At 70.3% G+C, this 15,946-nt stretch carries 11 protein-coding genes; 8 read left to right on the top strand and 3 right to left on the bottom strand.

The window, feature by feature from the left end:
- Positions 1-6: 6 nt before the first annotated feature.
- From WMR31_RS15915 to WMR31_RS15895, 5 genes are all read left to right on the top strand, one after another.
- Positions 7-1,857 (top strand): ABC transporter ATP-binding protein, encoded by a 1,851-nt coding sequence (locus WMR31_RS15915; protein WP_340539849.1) that lies wholly within the window; start codon positions 7-9, stop codon positions 1,855-1,857.
- Positions 1,854-3,734, top strand: a complete 1,881-nt coding sequence (locus WMR31_RS15910) for an ABC transporter ATP-binding protein (protein ID WP_340539848.1) — start codon at positions 1,854-1,856, stop codon at positions 3,732-3,734. Before WMR31_RS15915 ends, WMR31_RS15910 begins: the two co-directional genes overlap by 4 nt.
- Positions 3,735-3,823: 89 nt before the next feature.
- Entirely contained in the window at positions 3,824-4,729 is a 906-nt protein-coding gene (locus WMR31_RS15905) for an ABC transporter ATP-binding protein (RefSeq protein ID WP_340539847.1), read from the top strand.
- On the top strand, positions 4,729-5,790 hold the full coding sequence (locus WMR31_RS15900) for an ABC transporter permease (RefSeq protein WP_340539846.1): 1,062 nt from the start codon (positions 4,729-4,731) through the stop codon (positions 5,788-5,790). The genes WMR31_RS15905 and WMR31_RS15900 overlap by 1 nt, the downstream gene beginning before the upstream one ends.
- A gap of 225 nt (positions 5,791-6,015) precedes the next feature.
- On the top strand, positions 6,016-8,046 hold the full coding sequence (locus WMR31_RS15895; RefSeq protein ID WP_340539845.1) for a cation:proton antiporter: 2,031 nt from the start codon (positions 6,016-6,018) through the stop codon (positions 8,044-8,046).
- Between the two features lie 145 nt (positions 8,047-8,191).
- On the opposite strand, the gene WMR31_RS15890 is transcribed toward WMR31_RS15895, so the two are convergent.
- Genes WMR31_RS15890 through WMR31_RS15880 form a run of 3 tightly spaced genes read right to left on the bottom strand, consistent with a single transcriptional unit; the run spans position 8,192 to position 11,624 of the window.
- Positions 8,192-9,562, bottom strand: a complete 1,371-nt coding sequence (locus WMR31_RS15890; RefSeq protein ID WP_340539844.1) for an FHA domain-containing protein — start codon at positions 9,560-9,562, stop codon at positions 8,192-8,194.
- A 1-nt stretch (position 9,563) separates the two neighbouring features.
- Positions 9,564-9,998: a hypothetical protein gene (locus WMR31_RS15885; protein WP_340539843.1), complete on the bottom strand. Its 435-nt coding sequence runs from the start codon at positions 9,996-9,998 to the stop codon at positions 9,564-9,566.
- Between the two features lie 27 nt (positions 9,999-10,025).
- Positions 10,026-11,624 (bottom strand): FAD/NAD(P)-binding protein, encoded by a 1,599-nt coding sequence (locus WMR31_RS15880; RefSeq protein ID WP_340539842.1) that lies wholly within the window; start codon positions 11,622-11,624, stop codon positions 10,026-10,028.
- A 260-nt stretch (positions 11,625-11,884) separates the two neighbouring features.
- Here WMR31_RS15880 and WMR31_RS15875 point away from each other — a divergent pair, with 260 nt between their 5' ends.
- The 3 genes from WMR31_RS15875 to WMR31_RS15865 form a co-directional block, all read left to right on the top strand.
- Positions 11,885-12,688 carry a protein kinase domain-containing protein gene (locus WMR31_RS15875; RefSeq protein WP_340539841.1) on the top strand — a complete coding sequence of 268 codons (804 nt, stop codon included), beginning with the start codon at positions 11,885-11,887 and terminating at the stop codon, positions 12,686-12,688.
- 76 nt (positions 12,689-12,764) lie between these two features.
- Complete coding sequence (locus tag WMR31_RS15870; protein WP_340539840.1) at positions 12,765-14,426, top strand: flagellar basal body-associated FliL family protein; 1,662 nt, start codon at positions 12,765-12,767, stop codon at positions 14,424-14,426.
- Between the two features lie 897 nt (positions 14,427-15,323).
- Positions 15,324-15,946: DUF222 domain-containing protein (locus WMR31_RS15865; protein ID WP_340539839.1), on the top strand; the 623-nt coding region annotated here is incomplete at its 3' end.

Here is a 15,946-nt window from a genome sequence, read left to right as displayed (position 1 = left end):
TTGCCGATGGCAACGATCCTCCCTGACGCCGACCTCGAGCCCGACCCTGACCAGCCGCCGCCGGCCAGTGTCCGCTCGCTGTGGCGCCTGCGCGGCTACCTGCGCCCGCACCTGTGGTCGGTCGCGCTGATGCTGCTCACCTCGCTGGCCGTCGTCGGCACCTCCATCGGGATCCCGCTGGTCACCCAGGCGATCATCGACGGGCCGATCGCCGACCACCGCCTCGGCCCGATCCTTCCCCTGGGGCTGCTCGCCCTCGCGCTCGGCGTCGTCGAGGCCGCGCTGATCTGGCTGCGCCGGTGGGTGCAGAGCACCGCGGTGTTGGCGATGGAGACCACGATGCGGCACGACCTGTACCGCCAGCTCCAGGCGCTGCCGATGTCGTTCCACAGCCGGTGGCCGGCCGGCCAGCTGCTCTCGCGCGCGATCCAGGATCTCAGCGCCATCCGTCGGTTCAGCGGCTTCGGGCTGATCTTCCTGGTGGTCAACATCGTGCAGGTGCTGGCCGTGACCATCATCCTGCTCGGGATGTACTGGCCGCTCGGCCTCATCGTCGGCGGCTCCGCGATCCCCATCGTGTGGCTCTCCATGCGCTTCGAGAAGCGCTACGTCGTGCTCTCGCGACGCGTGCAGGATCAGCAGGGCGACCTGGCCACCCTCGCCGAGGAGGGGGCGGTCGGGTTCCGGGTCATCAAGGCCTTCGGGCGCAGCGAGCACGTCGCCGCCGAGTACGAGCGCCAGGCGCAGAAGCTGCACGCCCAGAGCATGGACAAGGTCCGGCTCTCGGCGCGCTTTTGGACCTTCCTCGAGGTCATCCCCAACCTCGCGGTCTGCGTCGTCCTGGTCGTCGGCGCCATCGGCGCCGGCCAGGGGGCGCTCACCACCGGTGAGCTGGTCGCGTTCATCACGCTGCTGCTCTCGCTGGTGTGGCCGGTCTCCTCCCTCGGCGTCATCCTCGCCATGGCCCAGGAGGCGATGACGGCTGCGGCGCGGCTCCTGGAGATCCTCGACATCGAGCCGGCCATCGTCAGCGGCACCGAGGTCATCGCCGAGCCGCGCGGGCACCTGCGCTTCGAGCACGTCGACTTCGCCTTCCCCGACGCGCCCGACGAGATCGTCCTGCGCGACGTGTGCCTCGACGTCGCGCCCGGCGAGACCGTCGCGTTGGTGGGCGGCACCGGCTCCGGAAAGACGGCGTTCACCGCGCTGGTGCCACGCCTGCACGACGTCACCGGCGGCCGAGTCACCATCGACGGCGTCGACGTCCGCGACCTCGAGCTCGACCACCTGCGCAGCCTGGTCGCCACCGCCTTCGAGGACCCCACGCTGTTCTCGATGAGCGCTCGGGAGAACCTCACCCTCGGCCGGTCTCCCGAGACCGACCCGGCCACCGACGCCGAGGTCGAGGAGGCCATCGACGTCGCACAGGCGGGCTTCGTGCGCGACCTGCCGTGGGGCCTCGACACCCGTATCGGTGAGCAGGGCATGGCGCTGTCCGGTGGCCAGCGTCAGCGCCTCGCGCTGGCCCGCGCCGTCATCGCCAAGCCGCGCATCCTGGTGCTCGACGACACCCTGTCCGCCCTCGACGTGCACACCGAGAAGCTCGTGGAGGAGGCCCTGCAGCGCGTGCTCGGCACGACCACGGCCATCGTGGTCGCCCACCGCGCCTCCACGGTGCTCCTCGCCGACCGGGTCGCCCTGCTCCAGGACGGCACCATCACCCACGTCGGCCAGCACCGCACGCTGCTGGCCACCGTCCCTGCCTACCGCGACCTGCTCAGCGCCGATCCCGACGGTGCCGAGGACGACGACCTCGACTCCGGGGTCGAACTCGACTCTCTCGAGGCCCACGTATGAGCACCAGCACCCGCACCACCGAGTCCAACGACGCCTCGCAGCGGCTGCGTGACTGGCGCGGCATCGCCCCCGGCGACGACGACCCCGCCGACGTCATCTCCACCGCCGACCGGATCCGCTTCACCGGCGGCTCCTTCGAGCTCCTCCGCGAGCTGCTGCGCCCCTACAAGCGGGCGATCTGGGTACTGATCGGCGTCGTCGTCATCGAGAACGCCGCGCGCCTGGCCATCCCGTACCTCGTCAAGGTCGGCATCGACAACGGCATCCCGCCGATCCGCGAACGCGACGACCTGCGCCCCCTGCTCGTCGTCGCCGGGCTCGTGCTCGGCGCGACGTTGATCCAGGCGGTCACCCGGCAGCTGTTCCTGGTCCACTCCGGGCGCATCGGGCAGGACCTGCTCTACCAGCTGCGCCGGCGCGTCTTCCGCCACTTCCAGCGGCTGAGCCCGTCCTTCCACGACGACTACACCTCCGGCCGTGTGATCTCGCGGCAGACCTCCGACATCGATGCCATCTACGAGATGCTCGAGACCGGCTTCGACGGGCTGGTCACCGCCTTCCTCACCCTGGTGGGCACCGCGGTCATCTTGATGTTCCTCGACGTCAAGCTGGGCCTAGTGGCGCTGCTGTGCGGTCCGTTCCTGTTCTGGATCACCGCCTGGTTCCGGCGCGAGTCGGCGCGCAGCTACCGGGTCGCGCGGGAGAAGATCGCGCTGCTGATCGTCCACTTCGTGGAGTCGATGGGCGGCATCCGCGCGGTACAGGCCTTCCGCCGGGAGAAGCGCGACCTGGAGATCCTCGACGCGCTCAACGACGACAACCGCGCCGCCAACCTGGTGGCCTTCCGGCTGGTCGCCTGGTTCATGCCCGGCGTCAAGCTGATCGGCAACATCACCATCGCGGTGGTGCTGGTCTACGGCGGCTACCTCGCCTACCACGACCAGATCACCGTCGGCGTGCTCGCCGCCTTCCTGCTCTACCTGCGCCGGTTCTTCGAGCCGATGATGGAGATCTCGCAGTTCTTCAACACCTTCCAGTCCGCCTCCGCGGCGCTGGAGAAGCTCGCGGGAGTGCTTCGCGAGGAGCCGGCCGTGCCCGAGCCCGTCACGCCGGTGCCGCTGGCCGAGCCCGCCGGCGACACCGGCGAGGTGCGCTTCGACGGCGTCCGCTTCTCCTACGTCGAGGGCCGCGACGTCCTGCCCGGTCTCGACCTCACCATCGAAGGCGGTCAGACCGTTGCCCTGGTCGGCACCACCGGCGCCGGGAAGACCACCCTGGCCAAGCTCGCCACCCGCTTCTACGACCCCACTGAGGGGCGCGTCCTGCTCGACGGCGTCGACCTGCGCGACCTCGCCTCCGACGACCTGCGCTCCTCGGTGGTGATGGTCACCCAGGAGAACTACCTGTTCAGCGGCTCGATCGCCGACAACATCCGGTTCGGGCGTCCCGAGGCGAGCCAGTCCGAGATCGAGGCCGCCGCGCGGGCGCTGGGTGCCCACGACCTCATCATGGCGCTGCCCGAGGGCTACGACACCCACGTCGCCAACCGCGGCGGACGGCTCAGCGCCGGCCAACGGCAGCTGGTCGCGTTCGCGCGCGCCTTCCTGGCCGACCCCGACGTCCTGATCCTCGACGAGGCGACCTCGTCGCTCGACGTGCCCTCCGAGCGCCTGGTGCAGAAGGCGCTGCGCACCGTGCTCGCGGGCCGCACCGCGGTGATCATCGCCCACCGGCTCTCGACGGTCGAGATCGCCGACCGGGTGCTGGTGATGGCCCACGGCGAGATCGTCGAGGACGGCTCGCCGAGCGATCTCGTCGCCGCCGGCGCCGGACACTTCTCCGACCTGCACCGCGCCTGGCTGGAGTCGCTCGCCTGAGCCGCGGCCCGGCCTCCACTCGGATGCGCCACGCCGACCGGTGAGACCTCGCCCGGATGGAGGAGGGGCGGGCACGTAGGGTGCCGGGCATGGCGGCGATCGAAGCGGTCGACCTCACCAAGCGGTACGGGGACCTGCGGGCGGTCGATGGCGTGAGCCTCGACGTCGCGGAGGGCGAGTTCGTCGGGATCCTCGGGCCGAATGGCGCAGGCAAGACCACCACACTGGAGATGATCGAGGGGCTCCGCGAGCCCGACGAGGGCAGCGTGCGCCTGCTCGGCGAGGCCGTCTGGCCCCGCAACCAGGCGTTGCTGCCGCGGATCGGGGTGCAGCTCCAGGCCTCGGCCTTCTTCGAGCGGCTCACCGCACGCGAGCAGCTTCGGACCTTCGCGGCGCTGTACTCGGTGCCGAAGGCGAACGCCGTCGCCGATGAGTGGCTCGAGCGGGTCGGTCTGGCCGACAAGGCCGACACGCGCGTCGAGGACCTCTCCGGCGGGCAGGCTCAGCGCCTCTCGATCGCCTGCGCCCTCGTGCACGATCCGGAGGTCCTGTTCCTCGACGAGCCGACCGCGGCGCTCGACCCCCAAGCCCGGCGCAACCTGTGGGACCTGCTGTCCGGCCTCAACGACTCCGGGCGGACGGTCGTCCTCACCACCCACTACATGGACGAGGCCGAGATCCTCTGCGACCGGGTCGCGATCATCGACGCCGGTCGCATCCTCCAGGTCGACACCCCGGCCGCGCTGATCCGGAATCTCGACGCGCCGGCCAGGGTGATCGTCGGGCCCGGTCAGCTCACGCTGGAGGAGGCGCAGGCCTTCGAGCACGTCCAGGAGGTCGCCGAGTCGCCCGACGGCATCGTGCTGACGACGCGCGCGCCCGCCCCGGTCATCGGCCGACTCGCCGAGGGCGGTCACCTCGACGGCGTCCAGGTGAAGACCGGAACGCTCGAGGACGTCTTCCTCGACCTCACCGGACGGGAGTACCGGGCCTGATGACGACCTTCACAGCCCTCTCCCGGGCGATCATCAAGGGCTTCCTGCGCGACAAGGCCTCGGTGTTCTTCGCGATCATCTTCCCGCTCATGTTCCTCGTGCTGTTCGGGGGGATCTTCTCCGACCAGGGCCAGTCGAAGCCCGACCTGATCCAGGTCGGCGACATCTCGTTGCTCGATCAGGCTCCCGAGCAGGCGCGTGAGGCCTTCGAGGACACCTTCAAGGTCACCAAGTCAGACGACATCGAGGCGGCGATCGAGAAGGTCCGCAAGGGTGACGCCGACGTGGCGATCGAGATGAAGGGCGACACCCTCGTCGCCCACTACACCCAGACCGACCAGGTCGGCGCCGCCATCGTCCAAGGCACCCTGCGTGCCTTCGTCGACGGCGCCAACGTCGCGGTCACCGGTCAGCCACCGATGTTCACCCTCGACTCCCAGCGGGTCGAGGACGACTCGCTCACCACGATCCAGTTCGTCACCCCCGGCCTGCTCGGCTGGGCGGTCGCGATGAGCGCGGCCTTCGGCGCGGCGGCCACGATCCAGGGCTGGCGGCAGAGCAAGATGCTGCGCCGCCTCCAGCTCGCTCCGATCTCGACCCGCACGATCGTGGCGGCCCGGGTGGCGGTCGCCATCGGCATCGCGCTGGTGCAGATGGCGATCTTCCTCGGCCTCGGCTCGGCCCTGTTCGGCCTGACCCTCACCGGATCGTGGTGGATGGCGATCCCGCTGATCGTCGTCGGCACCTTGTGCTTCATGGCCGTCGGCCTGCTCGCCGGGGCGGTCACCAAGACCACCGAGGGCGCGGTGAACGCCGCCAACATCATGGTGCTGCCGATGGCCTTCTTGAGCGGCTCCTTCTTCCCCCTCGACGCGGCGCCCAAGTGGCTGCAGACCATCTCGAACCTGCTCCCGCTCAAGCACCTCAACGAGGGCATGCTCGACGTGATGGTCCGCGGCCAGGGCCCCGGCTCCGCCCTCCTGCCGATGGCGATCCTGGCCGCCTTCGCGATCGTGGTCACCCTCATCGCCGCCAAGCTGTTCCGCTGGGAGACCACCTGACCCACCCCAACTCGCCCATCACGCTGACCCGTCCGCTATAGCTGACGGGTCAGCGTGAGATCGACGCCGACCCGTCCGCTATGGCTGACGGGTCAGCGCATTGGCGATGATGGCCGGCTACTAGATTGTCGAGCCGTTGGATGGGCATGAGGGTCACGGGCCTCGACGACCGTTCGACGGCCTCGACCCGCCTTGACGGCTGCCCGAATGTGAGGATGCGCGCACGTGACCGTTCTACTCGCCGGTGGTGGTGCCGGGCTCGTGCCGGCCGCGTTCGACATCACCGCGATCCTGCTCCAGCTCGCGCTGATCATCGTGGTGGCCCGCCTCGCCGGGTACGCGGTGTCCAAGGTCGGCATCCCCCCGGTGGTCGGCGAGATCGCCGCAGGTGTGCTGCTCGGGCCCTCCCTGCTCGGGATGGAGCTCAGCGGCGAGATCTTCCCGATCGACACCCGCCCCTACCTCACGCTGCTGGCCAACATCGGCCTGGTGCTGTTCATGTTCGTCGTCGGGCTCGAGCTCGACGTGTCGCTGGTGAAGGGACGCGGCAAGGTCGCAGCGTCGGTGTCGCTCACCTCGATCGCGCTTCCGTTCGCACTCGGCATCGGCCTGGCGACCTTCCTCGACGACCTGCGACCCGACGACGCGGACTTCCTGCCCTTCGCGCTGTTCCTCGGGGCGTCGATGTCGATCACCGCCTTCCCGGTGCTTGCCCGGATCCTCACCGACCGGCGGATGCATCGCACCCAGACCGGCGGCATCGCCCTGGCCTGCGCCGCCACCGACGACGTCCTGGCCTGGACCCTGCTCGCGGTGGTCATCGGCATCGCCGGCGGCGACGAAGGCAACGGCTGGGTGGTGTTCCTGGCGATCCCGTTCGCGCTGTTCGCGATTTTCGTGGTCCGCCCGGCGCTCACCTGGCTCACCCGCGCCTACCACCGCGCCGGCGAGCTGACGCCGACGATCATGTCGGTGGTGCTGGTCGGGCTGCTGCTCTTCTCGGCCGCCACCGAGTACCTGCACGTCCACTTCATCTTCGGCGCGTTCCTGTTCGGCGCGATCATGCCGCACGAGCAGGCCGCAGCCCTGCGTCACGAGATCCTCGTCCGGCTCGAGCAGATCTCGGTGCTGCTGCTGCTCCCGGTCTTCTTCCTGGTCTCCGGCCTCAAGGTCGACATCCGCGGCCTCGAGCTCTCACACCTGGTGCCGCTGGCCGCCATCCTCGCGGTGGCCATCGTCGGCAAGTACGTCGGCGCCTACGTCGGCGCCCGGCTGGCCGGCGTGCCGAGCTGGCAGTCCAACGCGCTCGGCATCTTGATGAACACCCGCGGCCTGACCGAGCTGATCATCCTCAACGTCGGCCTCGAGCTCGGCCTGCTGAGCCCGCAGCTGTTCACCCTGATGGTGATCATGGCGCTGGTCACCACCGTGATGACCGGGCCGCTGCTGAGATTCGCCTACCCCGAGCGACGGGTGGCGCGCGACATCGCCGAGGCCGAGCGCGCCGCCCTCGGGGAGGAGATGCGCGACCGCGCCCTGGTGATCGTCGCGCCCGGCAAGGACGCCATCGCGTTGGTGGACGCCGCCGTCGGACTCCTGCGCACCGGCAGCAACCCGGAGATCGTCATCGCCGCGCTCGAGGCGCAGACCCGGCGCCTGGAGGTCGGCAGCGGCCTGAGCGGCGAGCTAGCCGAGATGGCCGCCACCATGGAGCTCCAGCAGGCGCTGGTGCGCCGGGGCGAGGAACGTGGCGTGCCGGTGCGCATCATCGCCCACCCCAGCGCCGACGCCGCCGACGACCTGCACGAGCTGCGCACCGCGATCGATCCGCAGTACGTCGTCGCGCGCACCGGCGATCGTCTGGGTCGCGAGGTGGCCGAGGCCGCCGAGTGTCCGGTCGAGCTGATCGCCGACGACGTCGAGGAGATCGCCGAGGGCACCGCCGTGGTCGTGCACTGGACCGCCGACGCCGACGGCGACGCCGCCGTGGTGTACGGAGCGCGCCTGGCCGCCTCGCTCGGCTCGATGCTGGAGGTGCGGGGGAGCGGGCGCCGCTTCGAATCGATGCGGAGCGCGCTGGCCGCGCGCGGCGTCGTGATGGGGGAGGCGTCGGAGTCGCTGAGGGTCCCGCTGGTGATCACGGTGGCCGGACTTCGCGGTGACGCCGACGTCCGGGTCCGCCCCGAGCTGGACCCGACCCCGGTCGACTTCGCGAGCGCGGACCTGGGCCTCGAGCCGGCCGAACTCGGAGGTTGAGCAAGCCCGTCGGGCGAGGGACCAGCCCGGCCGGCGCTGACGAAACCCGGTGGGCGTGCTCGCGGACGTTGGCAGGGAGGGTTGCCGGGGTTTCGTCGGCGCTCGCTTGCGCTCGCTTGCTCAACCTCCGGCGGCGGGCCGGAAGCTACTGCCCGGCGTGTGAGTTGTAGGCCAGGGTGCGGTGGCCGATGCGTACCCGGGTGCCCTGGACCAGGACGTGCGAGCCGCCGGACTGCATCCGCTGCCAGCCCGGCGACTGGGGCAGGTTGAGGTAGGTGCCGTTGGTCGAGGCGTTGTCGATGAGGACGACGTCCCAGCCGCGCAGCTCCAGGCGGGCGTGCACCCGGGAGATCTGGTTGGAGGTGTCCTGGATCGGTACGCCGCGCACCTCTCCGCTGCGGACCCGTTCGTCGGAGCCGGGGTCGCGGCCGAGCAGATAGTCGCTGTCGAGCTGGAAGACCGCGCCGTCGTCGAGGACGATGACGCCCAGCGGCGGCCGCACTCCGTCGACGAGCACGGGGGTCTGCTGGACCATGTTGATGCCGCAGATGCCGCAGAAGAGCTGCCGTGGATCGTTGAAGTGCCGGTTCTTGCAGTAGACGCCGCGCACGTGCTCGGGGTGCTCGCCGTGCTCCTCCGACGGCGCGACGTCGCGCTCGTCGCCGATGATCGGCAGGGGAGTCGGGGCCTCGTCCTCGAGGTCGCGCAGCAGCACCGAGTCGAAGCCGCCGATGTGGTCCTCGAGCGGGGCGGGGGCGGGGCGGTCGACGGCGGGCTTGGCGAGCACCGGTGCGGCCGCCGCGGGCGCCGGCTCGGCGACGGGTGCTGCAGCCGGCGGCGCGGGCGCGACGGGCGCGGGCGCGGGCTCGGCGACCGCCTTGGCGAGCACGGGCGCGGGTGCCGGCTCGGGGGCCGGTGCGGGAGCGGGGTCGGCCGGCGCCACCGGGGCGGGAACCTCCAGGGCGCGGGGCACCTCGAGACCTTCCTCCGACGGCGCGCGGACGCCCAGGGTGAAGCCGCCGGCCGCGATCACGCCGGCGCCGAGGCGCAGGTGGGCCGAGGGCACCGCGGCGCCGTCGACCTTCGCCTCCAGCGAGGTGATCGGCCAAGGGACCAGCTTCTCGACCCAGGCGAGCGACTCGCGGCCGGAGTACTCGGTGCCGTTGACGGTGACGGTGGCATCGCCCTGGACGATCAGCGCCAGACCGGTGTCGTGCGGCGCGAGGGCGACGAAGTCGGGTGTGTCGACCGTCGTGGTGCCGAGCAGCAGCGCATACCCGCGGGCCAGCTGGCGGCCCTGCCCGCCGTTCGCGGCGACCAGCTCGGCCTGGCCGAGCAGGGGCGCCACCGCCGCCGGATCGCTGGACCCCACCAGCAGCATCACCCGCCCGACCCTGGCCAGGGTGCCGGATCCGGAGCTGGGTCGGCACTCGACGTCGTCCCACGCCTCGGCGGAGGCGAGGTCCACTCCGGCTGGGCTGCTCACGTCGCTCCCGTCGTCGATGTTCTGCTCCACGTCACACGATCCTGCCACCGAAGAAGCGCCAGTGGACGTTGAAGATCCGCATCGGCCCGTTCGTCCAGACCCAGATCGACATCCAGATCACCAGGAAGAGGATGACGAACGCCCAGATGTCGACGTCGGAGCCGTCGACCCCGAGGAAGGGCACCAGGTCGAGCCTGAGCAGGAGGATGATCAGCGCACCCTCGTTGATGCAGGTTATGAATCCGAAGAACGTGGGCCAGTCCTTCTCCCACCGGAACTGCATCAGGGCGTGGTAGATCAGCTCCCAGATCACCCCGAGGACGGCCACGACCCCGAGGAGCACGAAGGTGATCCGGTAGTCGGGGTCGCCCGGCAGGATCGGGGTCAGCACGAGCGTCCAGAAGACGCCCCAGGTGGCGAGCATGAAGAGCCGGGTCTGGATCCGGCCGTTGAGCGTGGGCAGCATCGGTTCTCCTACGTTCCCTGGCCGCGATCAGATGGTCGTGCCATTGGCCCACTTGAGCCACTGGGAGAGTGAGCGACGCGGGCCGATCCGCTTGCCGAAGCCCCGCTTGGCCAGGTCGTCGGCGATCTCCTGGGCGGCCACCTGGAGCCCGAGGAAGGTGTCGACGCCGGGGAAGTAGCCCCCGAGCGTGATCGAACCGGAGGCGTACATAACGCCATTGCCCGAGCGGGTGCCGCGCAGCTCGAAGGTGCGGTCGACGTCGAGGCGCCCGACCGGGTTGCGGCCGGCGCCGCCGTGCTCGAGCAGGTCCTTGAGGAGGCGGTGCTCGGCGACGTCGGCCTCCAGGCCGGTGCAGTCGATGACGAAGTCGGCCTCGATCGGGATCATCCCCTGCGGGGTGCGCACATGGCTGACGATCCGCTCGCCATTGGGCGTCATCTGCTCGACGGTGCCGACGGCGAGCTGGTACCACCCCTCGCGGCGCCCCTGCGCCATCTGCTTCTGCCAGTACCTGCGGTAGGGCGTGTTCGTACCGCCCATGGTCTTGTAGAGACGTGCGCGATCCTCGCCCTCCAGCTTGCGCATCTGCCGCTTGAGCTGGCCGCCCCACACCGACTTGGGGTAGTTGAAGCCCTGGTAGGCCCACCCGTCGGCACCCTTGCGGCGCATGAACGGGCTGGTCTTGGTCGGGTTGTTGCCGGTGTTGCCGTCGTTGGGTCCGTTGATGAAGGTCCGGAACAGGTGCACGATCGTGGTGTTCGCGCCGTTGATCAGCCGGTCGTCCATGAGTCGTTGGAGCACGCGGGAGGCCACGATCCCGCCGCCGCGCACCAGCACCGTGGAGGGGTACTGCATGAGCCGCTCGTAGACGTGCTCGTGGGACTCGTAGGCGTTGACGATGTGCCGGTAGTCGTTCTGCTCGGTGCGATAGGCCTGGAGCTCGGGGAGGTACTTCAGGCCGGGGTAGCCGACGGCGACGTGCACGAACTGCGAGCGGAAGGCGACCCGCTTGGTGCCGGTGACGCCGTCGGGTGGGGTGAGGATCGAGAAGTAGCCGCCGCCGTACCGGCGCCGGACGATGCGGACCAGCCCCTTGACGAGCATCTCGTCGTAGCGGATGCGGCGGCGCTCGCGCTCCATCGACTCGAAGACCATGCCGGCCTTGGGCGTATAGAAGTCGGCCCACATGGGCTCGACGAAGACCTGCCACAGCGTCTTGGGGTTCTTGTTCTTCAGCGCCTCGCTGAGCGCGTAGGACGGGAAGCCCCAGATGTTGTCGGGGCGCGAGGCGGAGTCGGAGCGGATCCGCTCCTTGCGCGGGATCTGCGAGACGCGGGTGAGGTACTCATAGGTCTGCCACGGGAAGTCGATCGCCGACAGCACCCGGATCTGGTCGGTCGGCACCCCGGCGATGCGCAGGTAGTCGACGGTGACGAAGCTGCCGATGCCGCCGCCGATGGTGACGAACGGGACGTCGACGATCGGGATGCCCGCCGCCGCCACCATCTCGTCGGTCCAGAAGTCGCTGTTCAGCAGCTGGTCGTTCAGGTCACCGGCTGCCGGCATCGCGGGCGCGTAGTTCCCCATGTCCGTGGTGGGGAACACGCTCGGTGCGTTGGGATCCATCGCTGCTTCGCCTTCGCTGGGGAGCCGGTTGGTGGAGGTGACACTGGACAGGCCGGTGCCGCGGCAACTTAACACCGCGTCCATCGGCGTTCCCCGAACACCTGCGGTCGAATCCCGAGAAACGGGGTAGTTCTGAGGTGGGTTCCAGGTGTGGCCTGGCTGCGTCGTGGCATGATCCGATCGGGCGCTCATGCACCCCGACCACCTGAGTCGACATCAGTGCAGGCAGCCCTGCTCGGGCATGGCGGAAAGGCAGAGCGGTGCAAGGGATCGCTGACTACGAGTTCGTCGGTCGTCTCGGCGAGGCCAACTACGGCACGAACTACCTGGCGGCCGCGCCCGCCCGGCTCGGCATCCCCGAGGAGCAGGTCGTCGTCAAGGTGATCGTGGGACCCACCTCCGACGATGCCTTCCGGCGCGCGACCCGTGAGCTCAAGCACTTCAGCGTGGCCGACTCCGACCGGCTGGTCCGCGTCTACGACGCCGGTCGCCACGGCGGCGCCTTCTACTACGCGATGGAGTACCTGCCGCTGGGCTCGCTGGAGCAGCCGACCGGGCACCTGGACCAGGCGCACGCGATCGCCGCGGTGCGCGACGCCGCGCTGGCAGCTCATGCGCTGCACGAGCGCGGGATCGTCCACCGCGACATCAAGCCCGCCAACATCCTGCTCGCCGAGGACGGCGGGCGACTCTCGGACCTCGGCCTCTCGCAGGTGCTCAGTCCCGGCATGATGGTCACCGGACTCGGCCAGATCGGCCTGGAGTTCACCGACCCCGGGATGATGCTCGGTGCGAACGCCTCCCGGGCCAGCGACATCTGGTCGCTGGGTGCGAGCCTGCACTACGCGATGACCGGCACCGGAGTGCACGGCGACCTCTCCACCGACGAGCCGTTGCTGCTGATGCGCTCCATCCTCGCCTCCACCCCGAGCGTCAGCCCCGGTCTCCCCGCCGAGCCCGCCGCGCTCATCTCGGCCTGCATCGCCAAGGACCTCCGCGAGCGGCCGAAGACCGCCGCGGAGGTGGCCGAGCGCATCTCGGGACTGCTGGTCACCAGCACCTGAGGAACCGACGCGGCACGTCCCGCGTCACAGACTCATCTTCCAGATCCTCCCCGCCAGATCCTCCTGAGAGGCACCGATGGAGCTCCACGACCACCTGTACGCGCTCGGCCTGCGCATGGGCCGCGAGGTCTTCGACGACGCCGACGGCTTCCGCGGCGCGCTCGACGACTTCCTCGACGAGGACGCCGCCACCACCGGCGACATCAACCTGCTGGTCGACGCGGTCCGCCTCGGCGCCTTCCGCTCCATGACCACCCTGCTCGACGGCGGCGCCGACGTCCGCGCCGCGATCGAGGAGGCCGGCGGCCGTCTGGCCCGCGACCGCGGCAGCGTCGACGTCGCGGGGGCCCAGTGGGCTTGCGCCGTCCTCGGCTTCGCGGTGGGCCGGGTCGCCGACCCGGACGTGCGTCGCTACCGCTCCCAGCACCCGGTGGACCCGGGCATGGCCGCCACCATCCTTCCCTCCACGCCGCAGCCGCCGGCCCAACCGCCGGTGCCGCCGCAGCAGCCGGGGGCACCCGGCGGACCTGGCGGCCCCGGGGGGTTCGGTCCGCCGCCGAGCTCGCCGTTCACCGCACAGCCCGGTCAGCCCGGCCAGCCGGGTCAGCCCGGCCAGCCGCCCGCCGCCCAGCCGTACTCCGCCCCGCAGCAGCAGTTCCAGTCCTCCTCGTTCCCAGCGCCCGGCGCCCCGGGCGGTCTCGGCGGCCAGCAGTCGTGGCCGGCGGCCCAGCCGCCGAAGAAGAAGCGCTGGCCGATCGTCGTCGCGATCGTCGCGGTCCTCGCGCTGGTCGGGGGCGGCATCGGCTACGTCGTGGCGAACTCCGGCGACGACGACAAGAAGAAGCAGACGGCCGGTGAGACCGACGGCCCGACCACGGATGGACCGACCACCGACGACCCCGTCACCAGCGACCCGCCGACGCCGGATCCCGACGGAACCGACTTCGCCGCGGTCAACACCCGTTACTCCGGACTCGGGGCCATGGTCACCACCGGCGTCGACTCCTGCGCCGCCTCGGGCTCCCAGTCGGGCGTGTCCGAGCGCTTGGAATGCACGTTCGCCAACGGTGTCTTGGAGCTGGTCACCTACGACACCCCCTCGGAGCTCACCGCCGCGCGCAAGCGCGCCATCAACCGCAAGTCCGGCGGGGTCTATGAGAAGTCGGCGTCGGGGATCCTGATGGGCTTCGAGGACAAGGACTCCGACGGCAACGCCAAGTCGGCCTACCTCTACTGGGACAACAACGCCTCCAGTCAGTCGGCCAAGTACGTCGGCGATCCCGCGGTCGACCTGGACGACCTGGTCAGCGTCTTCAACTCCACCGATCCCTCGATCGCCTACCCGACCGGACCGTCGAGCCCCGAGCTCCTCGCCTTCGCCGGCGACTGGTTCAAGACCCCCAAGTGCCGACGCATCGAGACCCTGGTCAACGGTGAGCTCGAGGAGAACTACTGCGACGTCAACGGTCCGATCGAGGTGTACCTCGGTCAGTTCGAGACGCGCAAGGACTTCAACTCCTACCGCCGGCTGACCCGTCAGAACGCGCTGGCCGACGGCCGCAAGGACCCGAAGACCTGGAGCTACACCGGCGGGGACGTGGAGGGAACGCTCTCGGAGTACACCACCGACAGCGGCAGTGCGGTGCGTTACTGGGACCAGCCCGACTGCCTGTGCTACGCCGAGGCCTACGACCGCAGCGGCAACTTCACCCGGCTGAAGAACTGGTGGGCGCGCTGAGGTCGTAGACCTAGCGCGGCTAGGAGTACGGGACGTCGAGGGTATCCGTGCTCGGGGTGCGTGACCCGGGTGCGGAGACCCTTGGCGAACAGATGACCACTAGCGAGCGCTGACGAAACCCCGGCGACCGACTGCGCGACTGTGGTCGTTGGGTCGGCGCGCATGTGTGCCGACTCGTCCGGGTGGTGGGGTGGCCGCGCGCGTAGTCGACCGACACCCGCCGTCAAGGATCGCCTTCGGCGCCCGCTTCGCGGCGGACTACGTCGGTCCTTGACTGCGGGTCCCGGTCGGTCGACTCATCCGGCGCGCCGCGCGGCCACCCTTGCTCGCTCCGGGTCCGCCTACTCGCCCGCACCCGAGTCGCCCGGCTCGCGTTCCCGAGGACGGTGGCGAGGTTTCGTCGGCGCGGTCCGCGTTCGTTCCTCACGCGCACCGCTTGCTCAACCTCCGAGAAACGGCCCACCCGCCGGAGGTTGAGCAAGCGTGCGCCAGCGAGCGCCGACGAAACCCCGGCAACGGCCTGCGAGATTGTGGTCGGTGGGTCGGCGCGCATGTGTGCCGACTCGTCCGGGTGGTGGGGTGGCCGCGCGCGTAGCCGATCGAGTCTCGCCGTCAAGGACGCTCGCTGCGCTCGCGCCACTGCGTGGCGGACTTCGTCCGTCCTTGACTGCGAGCCTCGCTCGATCGGCTGGTCGGCGCGCTCAACGGCACGGGCTCCGCCCGCGCCGCCGCCTGCGCGGCCACCGCTGCTCGCTCCGAGTACGCCGACTGGCGCCGATCCGAGAACCACCCTCCGCCGGAGGTTGAGCAAGCGAGCGCCAGCGAGCGCCGACGAATCCCCGGCACCTCAAACTAGAACACACTAGCGAATACACGCGATGCGAGGTAGAATCGAGCATGGCCGCCACCACCGACACCGGAACCGGGCACCCGCTCGCCGTGTTGGTCGCACGGTTCAAGAGAGACCTCGCCGGCCACGTCGACACCCCGCTGTGGAGCCTGGACGCCGACGACACCGCTGCCTTGTTGGTCGACCTGGCCGAAGTCATCGCCAGCCTCGCCGAGCTCGAGGCCCGAGCGGTGACCCAGGCCGAAGCGTTGGACCTGCCCGGCTCGATCGGCGCCCGGTCGGTCAGTGCGTGGCTGCGGCGGCTGGTCCCGATCACCCCCGGCCAGGCGCACCGCACCACCCGCTTCGCCCACGAGCTGGCCACCCACGACCAGACCCGGGTCGCTGCGGCGGAGGGAAGGGTGCTGCCGGACCAAGCTGCGGTGATCGTTGCGGCGGTCGACGAGCTCGACCCCGTACATCGGGATCTGGCCGAGAAGCACCTCATCGCAGAAGCGGCCCATCACGACGCGAAAGCGTTGAAGCTCCTCGGCCGCCGCATCCTCGAGGTCATCGACCCCGCAAGGGCCGACGCACACGAAGCCCGCCTGCTCGAGGCCGAGGAAGCACAGGCGCGGAAGAAGACCAGGTTCTCCCTCCACGACGACGACCAGGGCATGACCCACGGCAG

Source organism: Nocardioides epinepheli, assembly GCF_037936805.1.
Lineage (GTDB): Bacteria > Actinomycetota > Actinomycetes > Propionibacteriales > Nocardioidaceae > Nocardioides.
The sequence above is the reverse complement of the archived record's forward strand: the minus strand, read 5'-3'. Positions and strand labels throughout refer to the sequence as shown.

Bases quoted from the DNA above. Each gene is read 5' to 3' on its own strand.
- WMR31_RS15915 (WP_340539849.1), top strand. From the start codon at position 7: ATGGCAACGATCCTCCCTGACGCCGACCTCGAGCCCGACCCTGACCAG.
- WMR31_RS15910 (WP_340539848.1), top strand. From the start codon at position 1,854: ATGAGCACCAGCACCCGCACCACCGAGTCCAACGACGCCTCGCAGCGG.
- WMR31_RS15905 (WP_340539847.1), top strand. From the start codon at position 3,824: ATGGCGGCGATCGAAGCGGTCGACCTCACCAAGCGGTACGGGGACCTG.
- WMR31_RS15900 (WP_340539846.1), top strand. From the start codon at position 4,729: ATGACGACCTTCACAGCCCTCTCCCGGGCGATCATCAAGGGCTTCCTG.
- WMR31_RS15885 (WP_340539843.1), bottom strand. From the start codon at position 9,998: ATGCTGCCCACGCTCAACGGCCGGATCCAGACCCGGCTCTTCATGCTC.
- WMR31_RS15880 (WP_340539842.1), bottom strand. From the start codon at position 11,624: ATGGATCCCAACGCACCGAGCGTGTTCCCCACCACGGACATGGGGAAC.
- WMR31_RS15870 (WP_340539840.1), top strand. From the start codon at position 12,765: ATGGAGCTCCACGACCACCTGTACGCGCTCGGCCTGCGCATGGGCCGC.